This window comes from Roseixanthobacter glucoisosaccharinicivorans, from assembly GCF_043195095.2.
Lineage (GTDB): Bacteria > Pseudomonadota > Alphaproteobacteria > Rhizobiales > Xanthobacteraceae > NCEH01.
On record NZ_CM195538.1, the window covers coordinates 2,739,877 to 2,766,473 of the forward strand.

Here is a 26,597-nt window from a genome sequence, read left to right on the forward strand (position 1 = left end):
CTCACTTAAAGGCATGAGGGCATGCCTAAGCGCAAGCCCTTATGGCGTTTTCGCGGGCAAACGAAGGGTCGCGCGCAGGCCGGGGGCATTGTCGGAGAAGACCAGACTGCCGCCGTGCAGCCGCGCCACGGCGGCAACCAGGGACAGGCCAAGGCCGGAACCAGGCCGCGAGCGGCTGGTATCCAGCCGGACGAAACGCTCCACCACGCGTTCGCGATCCTGCGGCGCAATGCCCGGGCCGCGGTCACCCACCTCAAGCAGCGCCTCGTCGCCCTCGCGGCGCAGGCTGACGCAGATCTCGCCGCGCGCGCCTTCGGCGGCGCCGCCGTATTTGAGCGCGTTGTCCACCAGATTGGCGAGCGCCTGCGCCAGCAGCTCGCGCATGCCATGCACGGTCACCGGCTGCGCCTCCACCCGCAGGTCCATGCCCTGCTCATCGGCCAGCGGCTCGTAGAGCTCGGCGACATTCTCGGCGATGGCGCCGAGATCGAGGTCCACCATATTGTCCCGTGCCTGCCCCGCCTCGGCGCGCGCGATCATCAGCAGCGCGTCGAAGGTGCGCATCAGGGAATCGCTCTCCTCGATGGTGGTCTCAAGCGCCGCGCGCCATTCCTCCTCCGAGTGCGCCCCGCGCAACGCCTCTTCCGCGCGGTTGCGCAGGCGCGTGAGCGGCGTCTTGAGATCGTGGGCGATATTGTCGGAGACCTCCTTGAGGCCGACCATGAGCCCCTCGATGCGGTCCAGCATGGTGTTCAGGCTCTGGGCGAGGCGGTCGAACTCGTCGCCGGTCCCGTCCACCGCCAGCCGCCCGGAGAGATCGCCGGACATGATGGTTTCCGAGGTCGCGGTCATGGATTCGATGCGCTTCAGCACGCGCCGCGTCACGAAGATGCCCCCGGCGATGCCGAGCACCAGAATCAGCACCAGCGCGCCTTGGGCCGGCCGCACCACCAATTGGCGCAGGGTGTCGCGCTCCTCGATGTCGCGGCCCACCAGCAGGCGGTAGCCGCCGGGCAGCTGGAACACCTGTACGAAGGCGAGAAATTCCTTCGCCCCCGGCTCGTCGGAGCGGCGATAGGGCGTGATCCGCGTGCCCGGCTTGTCCAGCAGGCCGATGGGCAGGTCGGACACGTTGGAGGCCATCACCTCGCCGGTGAAATTGGTGAGCAGATAGATCGAGGAGCCCGGCCGGCGGGTGCGGCGGTCGATGACGATCACCAGGCGCTGGATGCCACCCAGGCGATATTGCTCCGCAAGGAAGCGCACCTCGCCTTCCACATTCTCCGCCACCTGGCTCTCGATCAGCGCGCGCGTATGCCAGGCCACATAAGCGATCATGGCGACCGAGAAGAGCGCGAACACGACCAGATAGGCCGCCAGCAGCTTGAACGCCGTGGTGCGCACCAATTGGAGCATGTTGCGGGGCATCCGCATGGATTTAGGCCGGCCGTGGGACGCAGAGAGGGCGTAGGGCCATCAGCGCAGCCCGACCCGGACCATATAGCCGGCGCCCCGCACCGTGTGCAGCAACGGCACGTCGAAGCCCTTGTCGATCTTGGAGCGCAGGCGCGAGACATGCACGTCGATCACATTGGTCTGCGGATCGAAATGATAATCCCACACGTTTTCCAGCAGCATGGTGCGCGTCACCACCTGCCCGGCATGGCGCATGAGATATTCCAGCAGGCGAAATTCGCGCGGCTGGAGCGGAATGTCCTTGCCGCCCCGGCTGACGCGATGGGCGAGCCGGTCCAGCTCCAGGTCGCCGACCCGGTAGATGGTTTCCGCCGCCTGCGGCGCGCCGCGCCGGGAGAGCGCTTCCACCCGCGCCAGCAATTCGGTGAAAGCATAGGGCTTGGGCAGGTAATCGTCGCCCCCGGCACGCAGGCCCACCACCCGGTCGTCCACCTGTCCGAGCGCCGAGAGAATCAGCGCCGGCGTGGTATCGCCGCGCCGTCGCAGGTCGGAGACGATGCTGAGGCCGTCCTTGAGCGGCAACATGCGGTCCACCACCAGCACGTCGTACTTGCCGTCGAGGGCGAGGGCGAGGCCCTCCTCCCCGTCGCCGGCATGGTCCACCACATGGCCGGCCTCGCGGAAAGCCTTGCGCAGATAGTCCGCCGCGTCGCGGTCGTCCTCGATGAGGAGCAGGCGCATGGAGAAGGTCAGACCTTGTTCGAGATTCGCGTCCATCATCCTAGCGCCGAAAGCGAGCCGGGGAACGGCCTGAAGCGGCCGCGCGAAGAGGTATCGGACAAAAGCGCGGCGCGGGAAGCACTTGAGCTTCCCGCGCCGCGGGGGCCGGACCGGCACAGGAGGACGGAACACAAGGCCCCGCGCCGTTCCGGAACGGCGGGCCGAAGCCCGCCGCAAACGCTGGTCCCGAGATCAGCCCTTGGCCTTGGCGTCGATGGCGATGGCGACGAAGCGCACGCCCTGTTCGCCCTTCACCCGCATGAGCACCGCCTTGCGGTTCTCGGCCTTGGCCGCCGCGAGGCCTTCGCGCACGTCCTTCGGGCTGGAGACGGTCTTGCCGCCCACGTCCAGGATCACGTCGCCGGAGCGGATGCCGCGCAGGGCGGCCGGGCCGTTCGGCTCCACGTCGGTGACGACCACGCCGTCCGAGCCAGCGCCCTTGACCGACTTGGCCGGGGCGAGCTGGAGGCCGAGGCGCGGCAGGCCGGTGCCGGGCGCCTCATCCCCGTCGTCCTGCTTGAGGCTCGCCTGCTGATCGTTGGGGATCTGCTCCAGCGTCACCGCCACATGGACCGGCTTGTTGTCGCGGATCACCGTCAGATCGACATTGGCGCCGGGCTTCATCATGCCGATCTTGCGGGTCAGGTCGCGGGCGTCCTTGATGGTATCGCCGTTCACCTTGGCCACCACGTCGCCGCTCTTCAGGCCGGCCTTGGCACCGGGGGTGCCGGGCTGCACCTGCGCCACCAGCGCGCCTTCCGACGTGCTCAGGCCGAGGCCGGAGGCGAGATCGTCGGTCACCGGCTGGATCTGCACGCCGATATAGCCGCGGGCCACCTTGCCGCTGTCGCGCAGCTGATTCACCACCGTCTTCACGGTCTCGGAGGGAATGGCGAAGGCGATGCCCACATTGCCACCCGAGGGGGAGACGATGGCGGTGTTCATGCCGATGACTTCGCCGTTCAGGCTGAAGGTCGGGCCGCCGGAATTGCCGCGATTGATCGGCGCGTCGATCTGGATGAAGTCGTCATAGGGGCCCGAGCCGATATCGCGGCCGCGCGCCGAGACGATGCCCGCCGTCACCGTTCCGCCGAGGCCGAACGGATTGCCGACCGCGATCACCCAGTCGCCGACGCGAGGCGCGCCATCGGCCAGCTTCACCCAGGGCAGGTCGCTCTTGCCCTCGATCTTCAGCAGGGCGACGTCGGTGCGCGGATCCGCGCCGATCACCTTGGCGGTATATTCCTTGCCGTCGGTGGTGGTCACGTCCACTTCGCTGGCGCCGTCCACCACATGGTTGTTGGTCACCACATAGCCGTCGGCGGAGATGATGAAGCCCGAGCCCTGGCCGACCACGCGGCGCTCACCCTTGTCGCCGCGATCGGCGCGCGGGCGCATCGGCATCTGGCCCTGCGGGCCGCCCTGCCCTTCGAGGCCGAAGCGCTTCAGGAAGCGTTCGATCTGCGGGGGCACGTCGCCGCCGAAGGGGCCATCCTCGCCCATCGCCATTTCCTGGGCGTTGACGTCCTTCTTGACCTTCACCGAGACCACGGCGGGCGAGACCTTCTCCACCGTATCGGCGAAGGAGAACGTGCCGGCGGGCTGGCTGGTGGTGATCTGCGCGTTCGCCGGCATGGAATAGGGCGGGATGAACTGGCCGACAACGATGCCGGTCACAGCCAGGCCGAAGACCCCGCCGAGCAGAGCGGAGCGGCGGCGACGGATGAGGGTGGACTTGCGCGGGAAGCCGGTCATGGGATCGTTCGTCTCTCTTCTGTCTGCCCCCCGTGGGGCAAGGTCGAGAACGAACATAGAGCCGGGAAACTTACAGCCGGCTGGCGGCAGGATTACCGATCGTTAAGGCGCGTCACGGCTGCGTGAGACTCCTTAATGCGCCCGCCCTCAGCGGCGCGGCACGTGAAGGCGAAGGGCGCCCGCGGGCGCCTGGCGCATTGGCACACTCCACACGTCAGGCGGGCGGCGGCGGGGGCGGCACGCGGCCGGTTTCGGCCAGGATAAGGCGCACCCGCTCTTCCTCGTCCGGGGTCAGGGGCACGGTGTCCGGCGCGGCGCGGCGGCGGCGCTGGATCGCCAGATACGCGGCAAGCCCCCCTGCCCCCAACACCAGCAGCGGCGCGCCCCACAGCAAGGCGTTGCGCCAGGAGAAGGTGGGGCGCATCAGCACGAACTCGCCATAGCGCGCCACCAGGAAATCGAGCACCTGCTGGTTGCTGTCGCCGGCTTTCAGCCGGTCGCGCACGAGCAGGCGCAGATCCTTCGCGAGCGGCGCCTCGCTGTCGTCGATGGACTGGTTCTGGCAGACCATGCAGCGCAATTCCTTGGAAAGCTCGCGCGCCCGCGCCTCCAGCACCGGATCGCTCAGCACCTCGTCCGGCTGCACCGCATGGGCCGGCGCGGCGCCGAGGGCGAGCGGCAGAACAAGGAGGAGAAGGGCGAACAGGGGGCGCAGCATGGGCTTATTCCGCAGCCGCCGGAAAGGCGCCGCGCCGCATGCGCGCGGGCTTCGGCGCCCCGACGCGCAGCCGCCGGTCTGCCAGCGAGAGCAGGCCGCCCAGCGCCATCACCACCGCGCCGAGCCATATCAGGGTCACGAACGGCTTCCAGGTCGCGCGCATGGAGAGGGCGCCGTCCGGATGCTCCTCGCCGATGGAGACATAGAGCTGGCTGAAGCCGAAGGTGCGGATGCCGGATTCGGTGGTCGCCATCTGGCGCGCGGCGAACTGGCGCTTGGCGGCCTCCACCGTGCCCTGGGAGCGGCCGCCGTTGTGGATCTCGAACACCGCCACGCGGGAGGTGAAATTGGGCCCGGCGCGATTTTCGAGGCGCGCGAGGGTGAGGTCGCGGGTACCGATGGTCACCGTTTGTCCGACCCGCACGGCGGCGATCTTCTCCAGGCTCCAGGCGCTCTCGCACACGATGCCCAGCAGGCAGATGCCGACCCCGAGATGGGCGATGGCGGTGCCGAAGGTGGAGCGCGGCAGGCCGGTGAGGCGGCGCACAGCAAGGCGCGCGGATACCCGCCCGATGCCGGCGCGCTCGGCAATGTCCGTCAGCGCCCCGGCGATGATGAACACCGCAAGGCCGATGGCGACCGGCGCTAGGACCGGCCCACGCTCCTCGCTGACCGCCGCCGTCGCAGCCGCGGTCACCACCGCCGCCACCACCGCGAAGCCGGCCGCCAGCATCAGCCGCTGGGCGACCCCCAGCAGGTCGCCGCGCTTCCAGGCCAGCAGCGGGCCGAACGGCATGGCGAACACCAGCGGCAGCATCAGCCCGCCGAAGGTGAGATTGAAGAAGGGGGGACCCACCGTGATCTTGTCGCCGGTCAGCGCCTCGAGCGCGAGGGGGTAGAGCGTGCCCACGAACACCGAGGCGGTGGCGGCGGTGAGGAAGAGGTTGTTGAACACCAGCGCGCCTTCGCGCGAGATTGGCGCGAACAGGCCGCCCTGGCGCAATTCCCCGGCGCGCAGCGCGAACAAGGCGAGGCTGCCGCCGATGAAGACCACCAGGATCGCGAGGATGAACACGCCGCGCAGCGGATCGGTGGCGAAGGCGTGCACCGAGGTCAGCACCCCGGACCGCACCAGGAAGGTGCCGATGAGGGAGAGGGAAAAGGCGAGGATGGCGAGAAGGATGGTCCACACCTTCAGCGCGTCGCGCTTCTCCATCACCACGGCGGAATGCAGCAGCGCGGTGGCGGCGAGCCACGGCATCAGGGAGGCGTTCTCCACCGGATCCCAGAACCACCAGCCGCCCCAGCCCAATTCGTAATAGGCCCAATAGGAGCCCATCGCGATGCCCAGCGTCAGGAAGATCCAGGCGGTCAGCGTCCAGGGCCGCACCCAGCGCGCCCAGGCGGCGTCGATGCGCCCCTCGATCAAGGCGGCGATGGCGAAGGCGAAGGCGATGGAGAGCCCGACATAGCCGAGATAGAGCAGCGGCGGGTGGATCGCGAGGCCGGGGTCCTGGAGCACGGGATTGAGGTCGCGTCCCTCGCCCGGCGGCGACAGCACCCGCAGGAACGGGTTCGAGGTCAGAAGGATGAACAGCAGGAAGGCCGTGGCGATGGACGCCTGGACGGCCAGCACGTTCGCCTTCAGCCGGTCCGGCAGATTGCCGCCAAACAGCGCCACCAGCGCGCCGAACACCGCGAGCACCAACGCCCACAGCAGCATGGAGCCCTCGTGATTGCCCCAGGTGCTGGTGATCTTGTAGACGAGCGGCATCTGCGAGTGGGAATTCTCCACCACATTGGCGACCGAGAAATCGGAGGTCACGTAGAGCGCCACCAGGCAGGCGAAGGCGCCGCCCACGAACACCAGCATGGCCAGCGCCACCGGCGCGGCGACGCCCATGAGCACCGGATCGCCCTTGGCCGCGCCCCAGGCGGGCACCGCCATCTGCACCAGGGCCAAAGCGAGGGCGAGGATCAGGGCGTATTGGCCGATTTCCGCGATCATTGCACGGTGCTCCGCCCGGGCGCCGGCGCCGGCGGGCCGCCGGGCTCGCCTTCCTTCCAATGCCCCTGCTTCTTCAACGCGTCGGCGACTTCGCGCGGCATGTAGCGTTCGTCATGCTTGGCGAGCACGGTGTCGGCCTTGAAGGAGCCATCGGTCTGCACCACGCCCTCGGCCACCACCCCCTGCCCCTCGCGGAACAGGTCCGGCAGGATGCCGGTATAGGTTACCGGAACCTGGGCATTGCCATCGGTGACGGTGAAGCGCACCGCCGTGCCCTGCTTGGCCACGCTGCCGGCTTCCACCAGCCCGCCCAGCCGCAGCCGCGCGCCGGGCGCAACCTTGTGCTCGGCGATCTCGCTCGGCGAGCGGAAGAACACGATGGTGTCGTTGAGCGCGGTCAGGATCAGCCCCGCGGCGAGCGCCAGCACGGCCAAGGCGGACCCGATGAGGATGAGGCGGCGGCCTTTACGCGTCACGGCGATCTGCTCCCGGAGCCCACGGCCTGAGGCGGCGGCTCGCGCATGTGTCGGCTAAGATGGAGCGGGGCGCGCGCATTCTCAATTGCCCGCCTCCGGCCCGATCTTCAATTCATCGGCAAGGGCTGCAAGGCGCGCCTGCGCGGACGCATCGCCCGCGAACGCCGCGCGGGCGGAGGTGAGCGCAGCCGCCGCCTTGTCGCGCTCGCCCAGCACCATTCGGGCGCGGACGAGGCGCAGCCAGCCGTCGAGATCCTTCGGGTCGGCATCGAGGCGCTGCTGAAGGCGGTCCACCATGCCCTGGATCATCTGCGCGCGACCGGCGGCATCGAGTTGGCCCGCCGCCTCCACGTCCTGCGCAGTGGGGCCGGGCGGCGCGGAGAGAGACGGCGCGGAGAGGGGCGGTGTGCCCGCGGCCGAGGGGACCGGCGCCGCGTCCCGGCGCATCACGGAACCGGAGGGGCCGGCGGCCGAGCGGGGCGGCGGCATCGCTGCCCCGATCCGGCCGAGTGCCGCGCGCACCAGGACGAGCCAGGGCGCATTCGGCGGCGAATCCTGCGCCAGCTTGGTCCAGATCGCCGCGGCTTCGTCCTTGCGGCCGTCCTGCTCGGCGGCAAGGCCCAGGAAATAGCGGGCGCGGGGCGATGTCGGATCTTGCGCGAGCGCGGCCTGGAAGGCGGCGGCGGCCTCCTTGGTCACGATGCCATCGGCCTGCACCACCAGCGCCTCGCCCAGCGCCGCGCGCCGCTCCGCGCTGTCGCCGAGATAGCGGATGGCCTGGGCATACGCGCGCACGGCATCATCCACGCGGCCAAGCCGCAGATAGACCGGGGCGAGGATTTCATAGCCCTGCCCGTCGGCGGGATTGGCGGCGAGATGGTCTTCCACCTTGCGCACCAGGATCGCGACGTCGGTGCGGTCCGGCGGCGCGGCGAGGCGCGCGGCGAGCGGCGCACCGGGCAGGCCGGGCGTGCCGAGCACCAGATAAAGCCCAATGGCCGCCAGCGGCACGCCCACCAGCGCGAGCCCGGCGGCAATGCGCCGGCGGGTGCGGGCGCGGACCGGATCCTGCGCCGGCTCGGGCGCGGCATCGGCGGCCACGAGCATGCGGCGCGACACTTCGATGCGGGCGGCATCGGCCTGCGCGGCGGGAAGCCGGCCGGCGGCCTGGTCGCGCTCCAGCTCGGTCAATTGGTCGCGATAGACCGCAAGGTCCGCCGCTTTCTCATCCTTCAGTGCCCGTCGGCGGGCGAGCGGCCACAGCACCGCCATCACCGCGACAGCGGTCATGAGGACGAAGGCTGCGAACAAGGAAGATGGCATCATCGTGTCCAGGCGTTAGCCGAGTAACGCGACGCTGCAAAGGATGCTTTCGGTCGCGGCGGCGCCGCGCCGCAGGCGCGAAGCGCCCGCTCTACGCCCGGCGGTGGTCGCGGCGCGGGCGGGCATCTGGTAAGGGAAAGGCGCACAGCCTTCCTGCCCGCATGGGCCGCACACAGGGGAACACCATGGGACTGTTCGATTCGCTCGGCGCGCTCGGCCAAGGCGGCGGCCTGTTCGGCGGCCTGCTGAACTCCGTCCTCAGCGGCGGCCTCGGGCAGAACCTGCCGGCGATGCTCAACAACGCGCTCGCCAGCACGCCCTACGGCAATCTCGACGGCCTTCTGGAGCAGCTGAGGTCTGCCGGCCTCGGCGAGCAGGTGACGTCCTGGCTCTCCAATGGGGAGAATCTCCCCGTCAGCGCCACCGACCTGACCAATGCGCTCGACATGCCGGTTCTCGCGGAAATGGCCGGCCGGCTCGGCCTGCCCACCGACATGCTGCCCAATCTGATGGCGCAATATCTGCCCGGCCTGATCGACAAGCTCAGCCCGAACGGCACGCTGGAAACCCCGCCGCCGGTCTGATCTCACCGCGCTAGGGCGCAACGGAGGTCCAGCTGCCTTCGCGGGCGACGCAGGCGATGCCACGGGCCGCCTGCGGTTTGCCCTGCACGTAAATGGTATGAGAGTAATCGCGGCACTTGAGATAGCCCGGCCGCGAATAAGCCGGGCCGGCGATCACCGTGCCATAGGCGCCGCTGTCGCCGCGCCAGCCCACCGGCGAACCGGGGCCGCCATTGTCCAGGGCGTTCAACTCGGCAGCATAGGCGCGCGCGCGGTCCTGCTCGTCGAGGCCGCGTCCAAGCGGGCCGCCGACCAGGCCGCCCGGCCCGCTCGTGTCCGCCGCGCCGGAATCCAGCGACGGCAGCGCGAGCGCACTGGCCGCAGGTCCCCCGGTCCCGCCGCTGCTCGCGCAGGCAGAGAGCCACAGGGCGGCTCCCAGGACGGCACTCAGCCTGGCGACCGCCACCCCCATTCGCACGCCCATGAAAGCCTCATTTCTCCGCTGCCACTGCCCGCCGCCACCGCCGCAGGGCGGGCACAACGACCGAGCTCAAGGATTTAGGCGAATGGAAAACTTTGGCAAGCGCGGGCGGTGCCGCACCGGGCGGCGCCACGCGGCCTGCGCCGCGCCTAGATCACCGGCAGGATCAGTTCCACCCGCAATCCACCGATGGGCGCGGTGCCGAGATCCAGCCGCCCGCCATAGAGCGCGGCCAGTTCCTGCACGATGGAAAGTCCCAGGCCCGAGCCGGGCTTGCTCTCGTCGAGCCGCCGGCCGCGCCGCCCGACTTCCGCGCGCTTGGCGGGGGTGAGGCCCGGGCCGTCGTCGTCGATGATGAAGCGCACATAGGCGCGATCGCCCGGCGCGTGGGGAAGCTCGGCGAACATTTCCACCTCGACGCGGCTCATGGCCCATTTGCAGGCATTGTCCACGAGATTGCCGAGCATCTCCTCCACATCCTGCCGCTCCCCGCGAAACCGCAGGTCGTCCATGATGCGCAGGTCGATGGACAGGTTCCGCTCACGATGGATCTTCTCCATGGTGCGGGCGAGCGCCACCAGGATCGGCCGCAGATCGCAGGCCGTGGTCGGAAGCGAGACGCGGGCGGCCATCCGGGCGCGCTGGAGATGATGGGAAATCTGGTCGCTCATCATGCCCGCCTGATCGCGCACGCGCGCGGCCAGAGGATCATCGCGGCCACCGGCCTCGTTCATCAGCACCGAAAGCGGCGTCTTCAGCGCATGGGCGAGGTTGCCCACATGGGTGCGTGCGCGCTCGACCACTTCCTTGTTGGCGTCGATCAGCGCATTCACCTCCCGCACCAGGGGCGCGACTTCTTCGGGATAGCTGCCCTCGAGCCGCTCGGTGGCCCCCGAGCGCACCGCGGCCAGCGCCACCGACAGACGCCCGAGCGGGCGCAGGCCGAAGCGCACCTGGAAGGCCACGATCAGAAGGAACGCCAGCCCGAGCACCCCGAAGGTGCCGAACAGCGCCATATTGAAGCTTGCGCTTTCCTCGTCGATCTCCGAGGCATCCCCCGCCACGGAGATGATGAAGCGCCCCTCCTCCCCCAAATCGAGCACCCGCTCCACCACCCGCAGGCGCTGCCCTTCGGGACCCGGCAGATAGCCTTCCTGCAGCCCCTCGCGGGCGACCGAAAGGTCGGTGCCGCTCAGGGAGGGCAGCACGGTGTCCACCAGCGAGCGCGAGGTCAGCAGCCGCTGGCCGCCCCGGTCCACCCGCGCCACCTGCCAATACCAGCCGGAGAGCGGGAACAGGAACAAGGGGTCGCCCAGCACCTGGGGCGGTGGCAGCTCGGTGCCGACCGAGGCTGGCCCCCCCGCGATCTCCGCCACGATGGTCTTCAGATAGATGTCGAGCCGGCGGTCGAAGGCGCGCTCGGTGCTGCCGCGATAGAGCGAGGACAGCACGAAGCCGACGATCAAAAGCACCGCCGCCGTCACCACCACGGCGGACAGGAACAGGCGGAACGCAAGCGACCCGCTGGCGCGGTCCCGGCGCGTCGGATCAGTCAGGGCTTCCACCACCGGGCACACTCCGCCTCATCGCGGCGCGTCCGGCGCCACGAGCAGATAGCCGAGGCCGCGCACCGTCTGGATGAGATCGCAATCAATCTTCTTGCGCAGACGGCCCACGAATACCTCGATCGTGTTGGAATCGCGGTCGAAATCCTGGTCGTACAGATGCTCCACCAGTTCCGCGCGCGACACCACGCGCCCGGTGTGGTGCATCAGGTACGACAGCAGGCGATATTCGTGGCTGGTGAGCTTGATCGCATTGCCCGCCACCGTCACGCGGCCCGAGCGCGTGTCGAGCCGCACCGCGCCGCACACCAGTTCGCTCGTGGCATGGCCCGTCGCCCGCCGCAGCAAGGCGCGGATGCGCGCGAGCACCTCCTCCATGTGGAAGGGCTTGGCGACATAATCGTCGGCGCCGGCATCGAAGCCCTGCACCTTGTCGCTCCAGCGATCGCGCGCGGTGAGGATCAGCACCGGCATGGTGCGCCGGGCCCGGCGCCAGGCTTCAAGCACCGAAATACCGTCCAGCTTGGGCAGGCCGATATCCAGGACCACGGCGTCATAGGGCTCGGTCTCTCCGAGATGCCGCCCCTCCTCACCATCGAAGGCCGTGTCCACCGCATAGCCGGCATCGCCCAGGGCCGTCACCAATTGGCGATTGAGATCCGGATCATCTTCGACCACCAGCAGGCGCACGCTGTTCCCCATTTCCCGTGTCCGCTCCACCATGCCAGAGCGCGGCCGCGATGTCAGGCGCATCAATGTGGCGGAATCAATGCCAGCCGCACAGCGCGACCCCCACCGCATTGTGCGCCTTGGCCTGGCGGATGGTGGCGTCGGTATCCGCGCGGGACCAGGTGATCGGTGCCGCGCTGGCGCAGAACACCTTAGTCTCGCCGCCACCCGTCGTCGTCACGCAGCCGCCCAGCATCGCGGGCATCGCGCTCAGCATCAGCACGCGCGCCGCGCGCCGCATCAATGGCCCTTTGCGCATCGCGTTCTCCCTTGGCTTCGCGATCGGTCCAACCCTGCTGGGCGCCGCGGCGCCCGGCGATGAAGACAAGGCCCGCGATCCCCACCGCGAGCGCCGCCCGGAGCCCCAGGATCCAGCCGGCCGCGAGCGCCACCGCAAGGCCGGCGAGCGCGAGCAGCCACCACGGCACCTGATAGGTGAGCCATTCCGCGAGCGTGCTCATGGCTGTGCCCGCATGCCGGCGCTCGCGCCTGCGGTCTCGGCGAGATCGAGCACGCCCGCCTGCCGGGTGCGGACATGGTCCGCCCACCAGACGGCGCCGATCCCTGCGCAGGTGAGCACCAGCCCCGCCAGGGTCAGGCCCGTGAAGACCAGGGAGAGCGAGGGCGACCCGCTCGCCAGCGGCGCCACCTGCCGCGCCGCCTCCGCGAGCGCCGAGGCCACGAGCCCGCCGGCCGCCGCGCTCGCGCCCGCCTGAGGACCGGGGAGCGGGGCGGCACTCGAAACCGGCGCCTTCGCCCCCGCAGGTCCTGCATCCAGCGGCAGGACCGGGACGCGAAGGACGGCGGCATCGCCAGCGCCTTGCGCCCAGGCCCGGCCGGCCTGCCGCACGTCGGCCACGCGCCGGGTCCATCCCGCGCCGAAGATCTTGAAGGTCGCGAGGCTCTTCAGCATCGCCAGCCGGCGATCGCAGATCGCGTCCACCAGCGCGGCGCGATCCGCACAGGCGGCCGCCGCCGCGAGCGTCACCGCGCCAATCGCAGCGTCGGCCGGAACCCCGAGCGCGCGTTGGAGCCATTTCAGCGATTGGGCGGGGCCGGAATTCACCGCGCCATCGAACACGACGTAATCTATGCCGGGCGGCAGGTCGTCGGCGCGTACCGCGTCCCAATATTGCCGCCGGTAGATCTCCACCAGCTCGGAGCGCTCCAGCAGGCGCACCGAGCGGCGCGGCGCCCCCTTGGCGGCGCGATAGGCGTCATAGACCCGCTGGATCACGCCCTGCATCGTGGGGCCGCCGGGATCGGCCGGGTGATCGCTATAGCCGCCCTCATGGACGAGCACGCGCGCCAAAGCGGCGTCGAAACTGGACGCTACCATGCACAGCTCCTATAATTTTTCGTTAAGAACGGGGAATCATTGGCGCCGCGCGACCATTCCGGTCACGGAACCCGCTGCGCCAGTCATGGGGATGTCACGTGGAACAGACGCTCGGCCGAATGTTTTTGATTTGCACTCTGATGTTCGTGAGTTTTTCTTTTTATCTTGAAGTAAACTCAATCGGCCTGGTCTATAGCTATCTATCTCGCGACAATGAGCTTGATTGTTATTATTTCACCGGGACGTCCGTCTATAAAACAACGCAATACAACGGAAATCCCTATTGCAACGTCTGGCAGGACGTTTACTGAGCCACTAATCCAGAGCGGCCGTATCGGGGGCCTGCCAGTCCTGCGGCGGCACGAGTCTCATGGCGCACGCCGCAAGCTGGGGCCGACGCACCGCATGAGCCGGATCATCGAGCACGCTCGCGGGCAGAACCCATGTCACGCCATCCGCCAGCGGCACCGGCTCCAGCGCGGCGCCCGGAGCCGTCGGGCCGCGGACCCCTTCCGCCAGACCGGCTGTGAGAAGAAGATAGATGTCGCTCATGATGCGGCTCCCAGGGCCATGAGGTAGGTCCGCAACGCCGAATAAAGCGCGAGGTGTTCGTCCTCGCTCAAGGTCCCGCCTGCGAATGCCGCCGAGACCTGCCCCGGATAATAGGTGCCAACATTGCGCCCCACCCACAGCTCCGTCGTCATGGCCGAAGAGGCTGCGGTGCTCGCTCCGATGGACACGCCGTTGCGGTAGAGTTGCAGGGCGTTCGCGGCGCTGCGGTTGCCCGCCGTCAGCCCGAGGGCCGTCGTGGCGCCGGGCACTGTCAGCGAGACATTGCTGTGCACCCGACAGTAGGTCGTGTTGGTGTCGGAGCGCGGCACGACGGGGATGCTGGACACTGTTGCACCAAGAACAGAGTTGGGGCTGGTGGTCTCGCTGGAGACCCAGGCGCCATAGGTCGCCGAATTCAGCGATGCCTTGCTAAAATCGACGCTCGGATTGGCGTTCGCGTCCAGATAGCTGGTGGTCCCGTTGCCGCTGTAGCCGCGATCGACGGTGAACGCGGGCGAGTTGACCGCGCTGAGGTCGAAGCGGGCGAGGCTCTGCATCTGGGAGGCCGCCGCCCCGCTGGTGGGGATGAAATTACCCGGCACGTCCATCCGCACGAGCTGCGGGGCCGCGATGCGCAAGGTGATGTCGATGGTGGCGCCCACGCTCGGCGCCAGGGCGAGGCGTGGCGATAAGCCGGTGGTTCCGCCCAAGGTCAGTAGCCGTGTCACCGCGAAGCGCTGGAGCGCCCCGGCGAGGGTCGCGATGACGCCGCTCGTTGCATTGTCGCTGTTACCGGGAGACGCATAGGTGACAATGTTCAGGCCCGTCAGGCCGGCCAGGGACCCACCCACCAGGGCGAGCATCACGGACGTCGTATACCGCTCACCCGTTGCCGCCGCGATGGTCGGGGACATTGCCATGTCGACGTAGGTGCTGGTCGCAGTGCCGGCCCAGCGCATATCCACGTAAGGCAGGCCATTGATGGTGCCGAGCCCCACCACAGACCGTGTGATCCCATTGGACGTGGCAATCTGAGCCCAGCCTGTCGGGAACGCGCCGCCCACCACGGCCCCCTGCATGGTGCTGTTGGGCATGAGATTGGTGACCGTACCGGTCCAGGGAATAAGGTTCAGCCGGGCCGCCTGCGCGTCATGGGCGGCGAGCAGATAGAGGGCGTCGAGCTTGGTCCAGAGGCCGGCGGCGAGCAGGCTCTTCACCAGCATGTCGATCTGGGTGCGCCGCGCCGGGGAAGGCGGAACGCTCATGCGCGTCAGCAGACTTGCGGTCTCCGGCGCCGGGGGTTGGCCGCGCTGGCGATAGAGCGCGGCGCTGGGGAGCGACAAGCCGAGCCGCATCACCGGTCCGCCAGCGCATAGAGGATGACGCCGGCCGTGGTGCCGGTGCTCCACACCCGGCGGATCTGCACCGGCGGCAGCGGCTGGAGGCCGCTCAGGGCGCGGAAGTCCACGGTGTCGGCATCGTTCGTGGCGCCTGCCGCCGTGACGCGCACGCTGGCGACACCCCCCGCCACGTCGGGCGGCACATAAAGCCACAGGCTCTTGGCATAAGGATCGAGATCGAGGGTGTCGGATGGCGCCAGCACGCGCACCGTGCGCGCCGGAGAGGAGGCCGAGGCGGCATGGCCGCGCAAGGGATCGCGGGTGGAATCATAAGCCATGGCGGAGTTCTTTCCATTTGGAGACGCACGGTCGCGCGATGCGGTTCGGCGATCAGGCCGAGGGTCCGGGACACAGCAGCAGATGCAGCGCCAGGCGCACGCTGCCGCCGGTGAAGGCGCCGCCATTGGCGCTGATGCGCAGGGCGGTGGGAGCATAGAAAGCGGTGGGGCCGATCACCCCGCCATTGGTCGAGCCGGCGGCGATGCCGAGCGTGCCGCCGAACTTCGCGCGCTCGGCGGCGATGCCGACATCGTAGGAGGTCGCTCCCGTGATGGCGATGAGCGTGCGACTGGTCACGCCGAGCACGATGGCGCGATCGGGAATGACCATGCTGGTGTCGACGCTGGAGCCGGAAAGGAAGCAATCCTCCTCCAGCACCCGCGCCTGGATGCCGGCGCCGTGCAGGCTTCCCGCGAGCATGCCGCCGCTGGCCGAAGGCGCCGCCCACGCGCTGCCGCCGAACATCAGCAGCGCGCCCTGGTCGGCCACATAGGCGAGAAAGCCGGCGCGGCAGGGCAGATAATCCCACGCGCCGGTGTCGTAGGTGGCGATGCTGCCCGCCTTGCCGCTCCAAAGGCCCGTGGCGCCCGCCGGCACATACCAGCATTGCCCATCGGAGGGGGCGCCGGGCAGGCTCGTCTGGGTCACGCTCTGGAGCACCAATTGCACCAGCGCATCGAGCGCGCGCACGGCGGCATTATGGGTGACATGCTTCTGCGCCTGCGCCGCCGCGAGATAGGGCAGCGCGAGGCGCGCGGACTGGTCGGACGACATGGAGCCTCCTTGGGGGTGAGAAATAATGGGGGTGCGGGGGCGGCACCGCGCCAATAGGCTGCGGATCTCGACGTCTGTTACCTAGTTTAGACACTGTTCTTTTTGCGAAATTCGATCGCGTTGCGTCATAGCAGAATTGGCTTGGAGCGCCTTCTCCAGCCGCCTACAGGCAATATCAAAATAAACCTTCTCGCACTCGATCCCGATATAAGATTTTTTCTGACTAATTGCCGCCAAACCGACGGTTCCAGCTCCCATAAACGGATCAAGAACTGGGCCATCTCCCATCACCGTCATTAGGTTTTCCATGAGAGATACTGGCTTGCCAGCAATGTGATACTTGCGAGCGGGGATTGGCTCGCGAACCACACCCGGCGCAACAGGGCCGGTCAGCGGCCGCGGACCGTTTGTGCCCCAAACTACGTATTCCGCCTGGGCTCGATACCGACCTAATTGAGGTCGCGCCCGCTCCGTCTTGTCCCAAGGAACAATGCCTCGCCACACCCAACCGCTGGCCTGCACAGCATCTGTGGTTATAGGAAGTTGGCGCCAGTCACTGAAGACACAGCAAATACCTCCTGGCTTAACAAGAGCGCGGCTTCGACCCAACCAGAGGCTTGACCACGCTAGGTAGGATCGTTGGTCACGGGTATCGCCCGCAAAATCAGGATAGATGCCGCGACTTCCGCGCGACTGGTATTTGACACTGGTGGCTACGGATCGATCGGATTGATGTGATCCCCCACTAGAATAGGGAGGATCACAAAGTAGGTCCGAGACGGAACCAATCGGCAACGTTAATAATATTTCTTGAGCGTCCCCATGGTACAACACCGCATCCCCAAATACTTCACGCCTAAACTGGGCCATCGATTATCTCCGTTCGCATTGAGGGGTGCCTCACACGGCCAGCGTCGCCTGGGCGAACGCGCCCACGCCGAGCACCGCCGAAAGCTGGGCGACGCGGAAGGTCAGCATCGCCTGCGGTCCGCCGAAATCCGCCGTCTCGTCGGCGGCGGCATAGCTGAAGGCAGGCGCGCCCAGCTCCACGGCGCGGACCACCGAGGCGGCTGAGAGAATCTCCAGCCGATAAGCTTCCACCGCCTCGCCGAGCGGCACGTCGACGCCATCCCATCCATCCCCGTCGGTGCGCGTGCGGCGGACCCAGGAAAGCGCGATATCGCCGCCTTGCCGGCGGGCGGAAAGATGCACCGGCGCATAGGGCTTCAAGGCCGCGCCGCCCACCTGCCCGCTCACCTGCGTGACGAAGGCATCGCCATGGTCGCGATCCGCGCGGCCCACGCGATAGACATAGGCGCGGCCGAAGGCGGAAACCCCGTTCGCCACGCTGGCGATATTCCCGTCCAGCACTACGAAGCTTGTGCCGGCGGGCCATGGGGCGGCACCCGCAGCCTCGGTGCCCGCCTGCCCGCGCAGCAGGCCGGAGAGCGCGAACAGGCCGTCTTCCACCAGTTCCGCCTGGGTGAATTGCACGATCTCCGGCGTGCGGCCCTCGGCGAGCAGAACCAGCGCGTTCGCCCCCTCCAGAACCTGCCCCTCGCTCGCGCCGAACAGCAGCCCGCCATCCAGCCGCACCCGCAGAACGGTCGAGCGATCGAACCGCCACATCGGACCCGGCGCGAGATCGTCCAGCGTCTCGCCCATGGTACAAGAGGCGCTGAAGGCGGCCACCGCCTCGAAGCTCGCCCCGTCGCTGGAGCGCCACACGGCGAGCGTGCCGGGCCAGGGCGCGGCGGCGGCGGCGAGCGATTGCAGCGGCACCGGATCGCCCGCCGCCAGCAGCGGCAGGTCGAGCACTTGCACGGCCGGCGGACCATAAGCCGGCGGCAACGCCACGCTGCCCGTGGGCACCCCCTGCAAGGGCGTGTCGAACACCTCCGGCTCGATGGAGCGGGCGGTGACGGCGCGCGCGTCCGCATCCTCGATGCGGGTGATTTCCAGCAGCCGCGTGCGCGGGCCGTCGACGATTTCCACCACGTCGCCCGGCGTAAGCGCGAGGCACGAAGGCGGCAGGGCGAAGGTGGCGCTCTCGCGCCCGGCCCACAGGTCCTGAAGCCAGATGTCGGCGGCGCGCACCATGACGGCGTCGGAGGCGACGACCGGAATTTCGGTCTGCGCCACATGCCGGCTCGCGCCCACCAGGCGCCGCGAGCCGACGCTGGCGGTGCGATAATCGGCGCCGTCATCAATGAAGCTGAGGTCCACTTCCAGGGGCAATTCGCTCTCCTGCGCGCGCACGAGGGACAAGGCCGCGCCCTCCTCGCCCGCCACCAGGTCGGCGGCATCGATGCGCGCCGCCACCGCCCCGCCGCGCGGGCGGAAGGCGAGGATGCCGCCCTCCTCGCGGGCGTCGAAGGCGAAGGCGCGGGCGAGCGGCTCCAGCGCGCTGCGGGCCGACATGGGCCGGTCCACGATGAAGCCGCTCACCACCCCGAGCACGCCGGCCGCGGAAATATTCTCCACGCCATGATCGGCGCACACCGTCTCGACAACGGCGGAGAGCGGCGCGGCGCCGAGCCGGCCGGTGAGCCAATGGCCGGTCTCCCAATTGGCGCCGTCCGCCCACACGTCGCGAGCCAGCGGAAATTGCGGATAGGGCCGCGCATCCCAGGTCCACAGGAAGATGCCACCCTCTTCCACCATGCGCCCGCCATAGGCCGGCGCGGGCGGATTGTCGGCGTCCCCCGCGCCCGCGTCCGGATCGAAGGCGCCGAGCAGCGCTTCCAGCGTGCGGCGCTGCATAAGATCGTCGCGCGCGCCGTTGGAGAAGGGCGGCAGGCCGCCTTCCGTCGATTTCGCGTCGGGAAAGGTGCTCGGCCGGTTGGCGCCCTTGTCCACCGCCGGACACCCCGCCTCGGTCAGGCGGAACGGCTTGGAGCCGGGCGTCCAGGCGGTCGGCACAGAGGCGCGCACGCCCGCCGTGCGCTCGTGGTGCGCATTGCTCCAGAATGACCAGAGGTCCTTCTGGCGATAGATCCAGGGCTCGCCGTAGGCGCCATCGGTGATGGGGGTGCGCGCCTGCGCGGCGCGGGCGGCGTCATCGGCATAATACCAGTCGAAGGCTTCGCCGCGCCGGGTGTTGGCGGTGAGATAATCGAGGTCGTAGGGACCTTCCGCCAGCGCCGCGTCGAGATGGCCACGGCCGTCGCGCCAATCGGCGAGCGGGGGGTAATAATCCACGCCGATGAAGTCCACGGCGGGCGAGGCCCACAACGCATCGAGCGGAAAGCGCACATCGCCGTTCGCAAAGCTCTGCGCGCCGTATTCGGTCCAGTCGGCGCCGTAGGACACCTTGGTTCCGGGGCCGAGCATGGCTTTGACATCCTGCGCCAGCACGCGCAGCGCCTGGGCCGCAGGAAAGGAGCCACCGGCGCCGCGCACGCGGGTGAGCGCGGCAAATTCCGAGCCGATGAGGAAGGTTTCCACGCCCCCCGCCATCTGCGCCAGGAAGGCGTAATGCAGCACCATGCGGCGCAGGCTCCATTCGGCCGGCCCCATGTAGAGGATGCCGCCGAAATAATTGGAGAAATGCCCCGGCTGCGCGGTGCCGAAGAGCGCCGCCACCTGCGCATCCGCACCCGCCCCGCCATCGGGCGAACCGGGGCGCCCCGGCGCGGGATCGCAGGTGATGCGCCCACGCCAGGGATAGGCCGGCTGGGAGGCAGCGCCGCTCCAGGGATCGCCCCGGCCGTTGCCGGGCGCGATGTCCATCATCACGAACGGGTTCAGCGTCACCTTCAGCCCGCGCGTGTTGAGATTGCGGATCGCCGCGATGACGCTGGCATCGCTCGGCGTGCCGCCATAGGCTGGGCGGCCGTCATGGTCGCTGACGATGGGCGCCAGCAGGCGCGGCAACCAGCCCACCGTCCAGGCGTAGGGGATGGTATCCTTCACCGCGCGCTCCACCTTGGGCCGCACGGTGCAGGCGCCGGCCCGCAGATCATCGCCGAACCAGGCAACCACCAGCGAGACCCGCTGCAGATTGGGACAGGCCGCCTGGAGCTGATCGAGCGAGGCTTCGAAATCGCTCTCGGCCCCGGTCACGTGGCGGTTCTCCGCGCCGTAGGCGCCGCGCCCCAGCACGCGCTGCACCTGCCCCGGCTCGTAGCCGAATTCGGTGGAGCCGGGGATCAAGGTGACCGCCTTCACCAAGGGTTCGAGGCGCCCCACCGCGCGCTCCACCTCCACCGTGATCTGCGGCACGCGATTGCCGAATTTCGCCAGCGGCAGGCGCTCGAACACCAGATAGGCAAGGCCGCGATAGGCCGGCACATTGCCCGCCCCCTGCTTGGCCTCGATCCAGGGATCGGGCGGCTGGTCGGCGCTGCCGAGATAGGCGCGCATCGTGAGGCCGGAAGTATCGAGCGGCTTGCCATCGGCCCAGATGCGGCCGATGCGGGTCACCTCGCCCTCGCACAGCCCGAGGGCGAAACTGGCGAAATAGGAATAGGAGATGGTGGTGGTCGTCACCTTCTGCGCGCGGCTGGATTTGCCGCCGCTGGATTGGACCTTCGTGGAGACCACCTCCTCCAATCGCGTTGCCCAGATCACCTGCCCGGCGAGGCGCACGCGGCCATAGATGCGCGGCACCGGCGCGCCGGCGCTGGAGGTCATCACATCCAGGTCGGACAGGCGCGATCCCTGCACCACGTTGGAGCGGCTGCCGCCGAGCAGCGCGCCGTCCACCACCGATCCACCGAGCGCCCCGAGCGCGCGCCCGGCGACCGCGCCCAGCGGCCCGAAGAACGCGCCGCCCACGAGCGAGCCGGCCGCGCCGAGAAGCAGCGTCGCCATTGAGGATCTCCGATTGGGTTGGGGGGATGAAGAAACGAGAAAGCGGCGGGCGGCGGGTGTGCCTTCCCCCTCCCCACCCCTCCCCCGCACGCGGGAGAGGGCGCCCGCTCGGATTGCCGTCGCAACGGCTCTCGCCGCCCGTGCAAAGCACCCCCTCTCCCGCAGACGGGAGAGGGGTGTGGAGGGGGCACATCGCGACACCGAAAGCTCTGTCCGTCATGGCCGGGCGTGTCCCGGCCATCCACGTGGCGCCGCCTGCGCGGGGCCTTAAAAGCCGGTGCCAGCGGTGTCGCGTGGATCCCCGGGTCAAGCCCGGGGATGACGGCTCACGCAGTGGCAAGCGGCAAAAAAGCGAAAAGGCCGCCGGCACGTGGGGAGGCGCCGACGCCCGCCCTATTCCACCCCCGGAAACGCGAAGGCATAGGCCAGATGCCGCCGCCACCAGGGCGTGACATGGCCCTCGCATACGGCGACGCCGTCATAGGCGTGGATCATGAAGCCGGAGGCTGAGAGAATGGCCGCGTGCTTGGCGGGAAGATGCGCGCGGAAGCGGAACAGCAGCACGTCGCCGGGCTGCGCGTGCGCAAGCGGAACCGCCCGCAGATGGCGCGCGGCGGTGCGCGCCAGGGTCTCGCTGCGCGAGGCCTCCGCCCAGTCCGGCGCATAGGGCGCGAGCGGCTCCGGCTCGGCCCCATAGAGGCCGCGCCACACCCCGCGCACCAGGCCGAGGCAGTCGGCGCCCGCGCCCCGCACGGAGGCGCGATGCAGATAGGGCGTGCCGAGCCAGGTCCGCGCCTCTTCCACCACGCGCGCGCGTGTCGGCGCGTGCGGGCTCATGCGCGCGCGCCGCCGTCGTATCCGCCCTCGCCCGGCACGGCGATGGTGATGACGAAATCATTGCCCGGCATGTGGGGGCAGCCGCGAAAATTGAGCGCGTTGGCGAACCGGTCGCGGCAGGTGGAAAAGCGCTTGTCGCAGCCCGCCGTAAGCGCGACGCCATCGCCCGGCATTACGGTTTCCGGCGGCCGCTGCCAGAGCTGGAACAAGGGCGTCTCGCCCTGCGCCTCGTGAAGCTTCACCTCGGTGGAGAAGCCGGCGTTGAGGCCAGAGGTAAAGCGAAGCTGCCCGGCCAGGAACGCCTGCGCGGCGATGCTGCCAAGCCCGGACAGGCGCAGCCGGAGCGCGCTCTCGACGCCGGCCACGACACCGGTGCGCGAATGGGGCGCGACGGTGAGATCCACCCGGCAGCGCGCATCGCCGAGATCGGCATCGCACAGGGCGGAAAACAGCCGCCCGCGGGTCTGGTTGAGCGCATCGGCGGGGGAGCGGATCTCGGCGGTGAAGGCGGCCCCCTCGCGCCGCACTTCGCCGAGCGTTCCGCGCCGGAGCAGCAGGTAATTTTCCGGCGCGCTCCAATCGATCAGCAGATGCTCGATGCGTGCGCCGTCGAAGCGCCCGGCGGCGAGGTCCGCCTCGCTCAGCGTGTCCGCGCTCAGCGCGCCGGAGACCTCCGCGCCGGTGACGCCGAGGCCTTGTCCGACAACACTTTCGCTCCCCGCGATGCCGCCCGCCGCGCGGAACGCGAGGCCGTCCACCAGCAGGTCGTTGTCATGGTCTGTGAAGCCGAGCGTGACGCCGTCGCGGCGGACGATGCGCCAGCCGTGGCACAGCGTGGTGGCGCCGCCGTCGAGGGCGGCCTGAAGGGCGGTTGGCACCGGGCGCATGGCGGCTCCTGTCAGCGGATTTCGATCACCGGAATGCGGGGGATGTCCCCGGCCGCGAAGGCGGTGAGATTGACCTCGAGAAAATCGGTGTCGAAGCGCACCGGCACGTCGAACTGGAACCCCGCGCTGACCCGCGCGCCGGAAGGGGGAACATGCTCCGGCAGGAAGGTCACGCGGCCGCTCGCGGGGTCGCATCCAAAGGCAATTCCCTCCACCTGCTCGATGCCGCCGACGGCCACCCGCACGGTCCCCGAAACCGGCTTGGCGATGGCCCGCGCATAAGGCGCGTGGAGGGCGCCGTAGGTCTTGGTCAACGTGAAGGCGGAACGCGCCCCATCGCCGGTGCCGAGGGTCTGATCGAGGGGCGAAATCGCGCGGTCCGGCGGGCATGAGAACTGGTCCAGCCGGTCGCGCCAACGGAAGCCGTAAAGACGTCCGCGCCGCTCTTCGAAAAAGGCCAGAACATCGTGCAGGGCGGCGAGGGTTTTTACGCCGTAGCCGGCGTCGAACCGGCGTCGCGAATCAGCGGAACGGGCGTTGCGCTCCTCGCGTCCCGAGGCGGTCGTAACCACCTGCGTGACCCGCTCGGGACCGCCGGAAGCGCCCAGGGCGACGTCCAGCGGGAACAAAACCTCATGAAAGGATGCCATATTGTTTCAAAACCTCCCAATTCTGAGGTGTTTTCAGTATCCAGCGTCTTGACATAGATTAGTGGGAAGCTTTGACTTCCAACTCCTCGTTGAGGATGGAGCCGAAGCATGGCCACGAAGACCGCGAAAAAGCCCGCCGCCGCCGCCCCGGCGAAAGCGCCGGAACCCGCCGCAGCGAAGCCCGCGGCAGCCCCCAAATCTCCTGTGGTGAAATCCCCCGCAGCGAAGGCCCCTGCAGCGAAGGCCGCAGCCCCCAAATCCGCAGCAGCCAAGCCGGCGCCCGCGAAGACCGCGAAGGCCCCAGCAAAGCCGGCGGCGGAGGCGGCACCCGCGAAGAAGCCAGCGGCCAAGGCCACCACGCCGAAAGCCGCTGCCCCGAAAGCCGCCGCTCCGAAGGCCGCCGCTCCGAAGGCCGCCGCTCCGAAAGCTGCCGCCGAGGTGAAGTCCGCGCCGGCCAAGCCGGCTGCAAAGCCTGCGGCCAAGCCCGCCGCGAAGGCGAAGGCCGCGCCGGCTCCCGCTGTCGAGGCTCCGGTCGAGCCGCCTGCGGCCGCCAAGAAGCCCGCGGCCAAGAAGCCCGCCGCCAAGACACCCGCCGCCAAGCCGGCGGAACCCAAGAAAGCGGCCGCCAAGCCTGCTGCGAGCAAGCCCGCCGCGAGCAAGGCGGCTGCACCCAAAGCCGCTGCACCGAAGGCCGCCGCCGTGAAGGCGGAGGCCGCTCCGGCGCCCGCCCCCAAGGCGGCCACCGCGAAGGCTCCCGCCAAGGCCAGCGCCACGAGCAAGGTCGCCGCGATCAAGGCCGCAGCGGATAAATCCGCCGCCGCCAAGAAGGCCGCCGAACCGGCGAAGGCGCCGGCCAAGGCACCTGCGAAAGCGGCTGCCAAGGCGCCCGCGAAAGTCGCGCCCAAGGCCAAGGCACCCGCCAAGAAAAGCTGAGGCCCCAAAGCTGAGGCCACAAGGGCCTTGGCACCGCGCGAGGGTCGGAGCCCGACGCCTCGCCGCACATCCGGTGATGCACGGGCCTTGCCCGTGCCTCCAGGCGGAGCCGCCCACGGCGGATTTCAAGGTTCGCGGGCTCCGCGCCGCCTGGATGGGACGCGCAATCGAAGGTAGGCCACGGCGTGCGCCGGTTTCGCCTGTCCCCGCTTGCCCACGCCACCGAAGCCCATTCGCCCCGCCCGCATCCGCCGATCCCGGTGCGCCGGGGCGAGGCCAGAGCCGAAGGTTCGCCAGGACAGGCAGGCCGGCGCGCAAACAACGTGCGCAAACGCCATCGCTTCCCGCCGTGCCAGGTGTGCGCTTGATTGAGGCGTGCGGTCGATCCGCTGGCGCGGAGTGAGGCGGCGTTGCCTTGCCCTCTTCGCGCGGCTTCGCACCCGCTCGCGCCCCGCAAAATATTCGCATCGCATCGGCGGATGTCGCCGCCTTGGCGGGCCTCATCGCCTTGGACGCGCCACGATCTGCCGGTTAAAACTGCGGACGGGACGGTTCCCCGATCTTGCGCGGCCGGGCCGCGTCATGAGGATGCCATGGGTCTGCCTTTCGCTCATATCTCCCCCGTGCACCGCACCGGCGCGGCGGCACGTGCGCTGCGTGGCCGGCTCGCCCTGGCGGCGCTGGTTGGAACTCTCGGCGCTGGCGGCGCCCTCGCGGGCGAGAGCGCCAAGTCCGGCACCGCGTCCGGGACCGCCTCCGGCGCGAACCCCTGCGCGCAATTCGGCGCAGGCTTCCAGCGGGCGCCGGGCTCCGACACCTGCATCAAGGTGGGTGGCGCCGTGCGGGTGGATGCCGGTTCTGGCAACACGGCCGGAAATGCGCCCAATCCCGGGAGTAGCAACACCACCACGACCGGCAATTCCGGCCCGGCCGTCGACCCATGGAAGCCGGCGCGCTGAACCCCGCCAACGAGGCAGAAGTCAGGCGCTGCGCTGCGCCCGTGCCACCGCCCGCGCCACGAGGCCGGAGAGATAGGCGTCCGAGCGGCGGAAGCTCGCCACGTCGGGCGTGCTGACATTCACCGTCACAGACGCGCGGGCCCCACTGTCCTGGGTGCGCACGCCGAGCGCACCGTCAGCGCCGCGCGCCAGGGGCAGGATGGCTTCGGCGCCCCGCTCGCCCATGAGGCCCGTGCCCGCACCGAGGGGAAAATAGGTCGGCGCGGCCACCACGCCACCCTTGGCGAAGGGCCGCACCGCGCCGTCGGCGATCACCCCGCCGCTGGCGAAGGCATTGCCGCCCAATATGCCGGAGAACAGGCCCGCGATCCCCTGCTCCACCGGCTTCAGAGCGAGGTTCAGCGCGAGGCTGGAGAGCCGCGCGCCGATGGTCTCCACCACATCGCCCACATCCTTGCCTTTCACGGCGATGCCGGTGAAGGCGCCGGTGAGGGTCGAGGCGAAGCCGCGCGCGAGGCGCTCGCTGTCGGCCAAAGCATCGCGGAATGGGCGGGTATCGGCATCGACCTTGACCGAAATGCCATCGACGGGGGTCATGGGTTCCTCCTGCTTGGACCGATCAATATTGAGCGGCAAGGTGGATCGTCGCGGCGCCCGAGGCCGGATGCGCGCGATGTTTTCTTTCATCGGGCCTTGAAGAGCGATGCCAGCGGTGCCGCGTGGATGCACGGGTCGAGCCCGTGCATGACGATGCTCTGCGGCAAGCGCGCCAAGCCAAGGGCGGCGATCCGCCCTAAAGCGTATCGGGAAAGCGGCGCATGAGAGCGGCGAGCCCGGCGCGATCGAGGCCGGCGCGCGGGTCCGCCCCGAAGGCGGAAAGCGCAGCGGCAAGCTCGCGCGGCGTCATGCGCCAGAACTGATCTGGGGGCAGCCGCAGAAGCCCGAGCCCGGCCCGCATGGCCTCCTCCCAGGGGAAGGGCCGCGCGGGCGCGCTCAGGCGGTCTGCGGCGGCTGAGGGCGGGTGTCGGCGGCGCCTCCGAAGGTCGCCGCGAGCAGGCGGCCGACGATGCGGGCATAGCCGACCGCCCCCTCCTCCGCCCGCATGGCCGCAACCTCGTCGTCGCTCACGTTTTCACCCGCGCCGCGAAGTCCGGAGGCGATGATGCGGGCGGCGTCGCGCGCCGTCAGGCGGCCATGCTCGAACCGCTCGGCCAGCGCGACGAGGTCGCCGGCGCCAAACGCCTGTTCGAGTTCCGCGAGCGCGCCAAGCGTCAGCACGAGGGTGCGCGGCCGGCCGTCGAGCACCGCCTCGATCTCGCCGCGATGGGCATTGGGCATCAGGATCTCCTCACGGATTG

At 69.4% G+C, this 26,597-nt stretch carries 28 protein-coding genes; 3 read left to right on the top strand and 25 right to left on the bottom strand.

Annotated features, from left to right (window positions below; genetic code table 11):
* Positions 1 to 39 precede the first annotated feature (39 nt).
* The 7 genes from V5F78_RS12680 to ccmI all read right to left on the bottom strand — a co-directional run bounded on the left by V5F78_RS12680 (position 40) and on the right by ccmI (position 8,476).
* A complete protein-coding gene (locus V5F78_RS12680; RefSeq protein ID WP_394070927.1) occupies positions 40 to 1,434 on the bottom strand; it encodes an ATP-binding protein in 1,395 nt (464 codons plus the stop codon).
* A gap of 42 nt (positions 1,435 to 1,476) precedes the next feature.
* On the bottom strand, positions 1,477 to 2,193 hold the full coding sequence (locus V5F78_RS12685; protein WP_394070928.1) for a response regulator transcription factor: 717 nt from the start codon (positions 2,191 to 2,193) through the stop codon (positions 1,477 to 1,479).
* A gap of 195 nt (positions 2,194 to 2,388) precedes the next feature.
* A complete protein-coding gene (locus V5F78_RS12690; protein ID WP_394070929.1) occupies positions 2,389 to 3,951 on the bottom strand; it encodes a Do family serine endopeptidase in 1,563 nt (520 codons plus the stop codon).
* Positions 3,952 to 4,165: 214 nt separating this feature from the next.
* On the bottom strand, positions 4,166 to 4,669 hold the full coding sequence (locus V5F78_RS12695) for a cytochrome c-type biogenesis protein (RefSeq protein WP_394070930.1): 504 nt from the start codon (positions 4,667 to 4,669) through the stop codon (positions 4,166 to 4,168).
* A 4-nt stretch (positions 4,670 to 4,673) separates the two neighbouring features.
* Positions 4,674 to 6,677: a heme lyase CcmF/NrfE family subunit gene (locus tag V5F78_RS12700; RefSeq protein WP_394070931.1), complete on the bottom strand. Its 2,004-nt coding sequence runs from the start codon at positions 6,675 to 6,677 to the stop codon at positions 4,674 to 4,676.
* Positions 6,674 to 7,153 carry a cytochrome c maturation protein CcmE gene (gene ccmE / locus V5F78_RS12705; protein ID WP_394070932.1) on the bottom strand — a complete coding sequence of 160 codons (480 nt, stop codon included), beginning with the start codon at positions 7,151 to 7,153 and terminating at the stop codon, positions 6,674 to 6,676. The genes V5F78_RS12700 and ccmE overlap by 4 nt, the downstream gene beginning before the upstream one ends.
* 81 nt (positions 7,154 to 7,234) lie before the next feature.
* Positions 7,235 to 8,476, bottom strand: coding sequence for a c-type cytochrome biogenesis protein CcmI (gene ccmI / locus V5F78_RS12710; RefSeq protein WP_394070933.1), 1,242 nt, complete (start codon positions 8,474 to 8,476; stop codon positions 7,235 to 7,237).
* Between the two features lie 161 nt (positions 8,477 to 8,637).
* Between ccmI and V5F78_RS12715 the strand changes: the two genes are divergently transcribed.
* A complete protein-coding gene (locus V5F78_RS12715; protein ID WP_394070934.1) occupies positions 8,638 to 9,060 on the top strand; it encodes a YidB family protein in 423 nt (140 codons plus the stop codon).
* A 10-nt stretch (positions 9,061 to 9,070) separates the two neighbouring features.
* Here the strand turns inward: V5F78_RS12715 and V5F78_RS12720 are convergent, their stop codons facing one another.
* The 15 genes from V5F78_RS12720 to V5F78_RS12790 form a co-directional block, all read right to left on the bottom strand.
* Entirely contained in the window at positions 9,071 to 9,523 is a 453-nt protein-coding gene (locus tag V5F78_RS12720; RefSeq protein WP_394070935.1) for a hypothetical protein, read from the bottom strand.
* Positions 9,524 to 9,669: 146 nt separating this feature from the next.
* On the bottom strand, positions 9,670 to 11,085 hold the full coding sequence (locus V5F78_RS12725) for an ATP-binding protein (RefSeq protein WP_394070936.1): 1,416 nt from the start codon (positions 11,083 to 11,085) through the stop codon (positions 9,670 to 9,672).
* An 18-nt stretch (positions 11,086 to 11,103) separates the two neighbouring features.
* Positions 11,104 to 11,775, bottom strand: coding sequence for a response regulator transcription factor (locus V5F78_RS12730; protein ID WP_394071141.1), 672 nt, complete (start codon positions 11,773 to 11,775; stop codon positions 11,104 to 11,106).
* 76 nt (positions 11,776 to 11,851) lie between these two features.
* Positions 11,852 to 11,995, bottom strand: a complete 144-nt coding sequence (locus V5F78_RS12735; RefSeq protein WP_394070937.1) for a hypothetical protein — start codon at positions 11,993 to 11,995, stop codon at positions 11,852 to 11,854.
* Positions 11,967 to 12,275: a hypothetical protein gene (locus V5F78_RS12740; protein WP_394070938.1), complete on the bottom strand. Its 309-nt coding sequence runs from the start codon at positions 12,273 to 12,275 to the stop codon at positions 11,967 to 11,969. Before V5F78_RS12740 ends, V5F78_RS12735 begins: the two co-directional genes overlap by 29 nt.
* Positions 12,272 to 13,153, bottom strand: coding sequence for a glycoside hydrolase family 108 protein (locus V5F78_RS12745; RefSeq protein WP_394070939.1), 882 nt, complete (start codon positions 13,151 to 13,153; stop codon positions 12,272 to 12,274). Before V5F78_RS12745 ends, V5F78_RS12740 begins: the two co-directional genes overlap by 4 nt.
* Positions 13,154 to 13,468: 315 nt before the next feature.
* On the bottom strand, positions 13,469 to 13,705 hold the full coding sequence (locus V5F78_RS12750) for a hypothetical protein (protein ID WP_394070940.1): 237 nt from the start codon (positions 13,703 to 13,705) through the stop codon (positions 13,469 to 13,471).
* Positions 13,702 to 15,048 (bottom strand): hypothetical protein, encoded by a 1,347-nt coding sequence (locus V5F78_RS12755; RefSeq protein ID WP_394070941.1) that lies wholly within the window; start codon positions 15,046 to 15,048, stop codon positions 13,702 to 13,704. Before V5F78_RS12755 ends, V5F78_RS12750 begins: the two co-directional genes overlap by 4 nt.
* Before the next feature lie 11 nt (positions 15,049 to 15,059).
* Positions 15,060 to 15,383 carry a spike base protein, RCAP_Rcc01079 family gene (locus V5F78_RS12760; RefSeq protein ID WP_394070942.1) on the bottom strand — a complete coding sequence of 108 codons (324 nt, stop codon included), beginning with the start codon at positions 15,381 to 15,383 and terminating at the stop codon, positions 15,060 to 15,062.
* Between the two features lie 52 nt (positions 15,384 to 15,435).
* A complete protein-coding gene (locus V5F78_RS12765) occupies positions 15,436 to 16,158 on the bottom strand; it encodes a DUF2793 domain-containing protein (RefSeq protein ID WP_394070943.1) in 723 nt (240 codons plus the stop codon).
* An 81-nt stretch (positions 16,159 to 16,239) separates the two neighbouring features.
* On the bottom strand, positions 16,240 to 17,028 hold the full coding sequence (locus tag V5F78_RS12770) for a DNA-methyltransferase (RefSeq protein WP_394070944.1): 789 nt from the start codon (positions 17,026 to 17,028) through the stop codon (positions 16,240 to 16,242).
* 30 nt (positions 17,029 to 17,058) lie between these two features.
* Positions 17,059 to 20,973, bottom strand: coding sequence for a baseplate multidomain protein megatron (locus tag V5F78_RS12775; protein WP_394070945.1), 3,915 nt, complete (start codon positions 20,971 to 20,973; stop codon positions 17,059 to 17,061).
* A gap of 393 nt (positions 20,974 to 21,366) precedes the next feature.
* Complete coding sequence (locus tag V5F78_RS12780) at positions 21,367 to 21,810, bottom strand: NlpC/P60 family protein (protein ID WP_394070946.1); 444 nt, start codon at positions 21,808 to 21,810, stop codon at positions 21,367 to 21,369.
* Positions 21,807 to 22,697 carry a phage/gene transfer agent baseplate hub protein gene (locus tag V5F78_RS12785; RefSeq protein ID WP_394070947.1) on the bottom strand — a complete coding sequence of 297 codons (891 nt, stop codon included), beginning with the start codon at positions 22,695 to 22,697 and terminating at the stop codon, positions 21,807 to 21,809. Before V5F78_RS12785 ends, V5F78_RS12780 begins: the two co-directional genes overlap by 4 nt.
* 11 nt (positions 22,698 to 22,708) lie before the next feature.
* Positions 22,709 to 23,347 carry a phage distal tail protein, Rcc01695 family gene (locus V5F78_RS12790; RefSeq protein ID WP_394070948.1) on the bottom strand — a complete coding sequence of 213 codons (639 nt, stop codon included), beginning with the start codon at positions 23,345 to 23,347 and terminating at the stop codon, positions 22,709 to 22,711.
* Positions 23,348 to 23,455: 108 nt separating this feature from the next.
* On the opposite strand from V5F78_RS12790, the gene V5F78_RS12795 reads away from it, so the two are divergent.
* Positions 23,456 to 24,280, top strand: coding sequence for a hypothetical protein (locus tag V5F78_RS12795; protein WP_394070949.1), 825 nt, complete (start codon positions 23,456 to 23,458; stop codon positions 24,278 to 24,280).
* A 593-nt stretch (positions 24,281 to 24,873) separates the two neighbouring features.
* Positions 24,874 to 25,239, top strand: a complete 366-nt coding sequence (locus V5F78_RS12800; RefSeq protein WP_394070950.1) for a porin — start codon at positions 24,874 to 24,876, stop codon at positions 25,237 to 25,239.
* 21 nt (positions 25,240 to 25,260) lie between these two features.
* Here the strand turns inward: V5F78_RS12800 and V5F78_RS12805 are convergent, their stop codons facing one another.
* The 3 genes from V5F78_RS12805 to V5F78_RS12815 all read right to left on the bottom strand — a co-directional run bounded on the left by V5F78_RS12805 (position 25,261) and on the right by V5F78_RS12815 (position 26,577).
* Entirely contained in the window at positions 25,261 to 25,836 is a 576-nt protein-coding gene (locus tag V5F78_RS12805) for a phage tail tape measure protein (RefSeq protein WP_394070951.1), read from the bottom strand.
* A gap of 196 nt (positions 25,837 to 26,032) precedes the next feature.
* Positions 26,033 to 26,236 (bottom strand): rcc01693 family protein, encoded by a 204-nt coding sequence (locus V5F78_RS12810; protein ID WP_394071142.1) that lies wholly within the window; start codon positions 26,234 to 26,236, stop codon positions 26,033 to 26,035.
* The gene (locus V5F78_RS12815) at positions 26,233 to 26,577 is read right to left on the bottom strand and encodes a gene transfer agent family protein (protein ID WP_394070952.1); all 345 of its coding nucleotides are present in this window, start codon (positions 26,575 to 26,577) and stop codon (positions 26,233 to 26,235) included. Before V5F78_RS12815 ends, V5F78_RS12810 begins: the two co-directional genes overlap by 4 nt.
* Between the last annotated feature and the right edge of the window lie 20 nt (positions 26,578 to 26,597).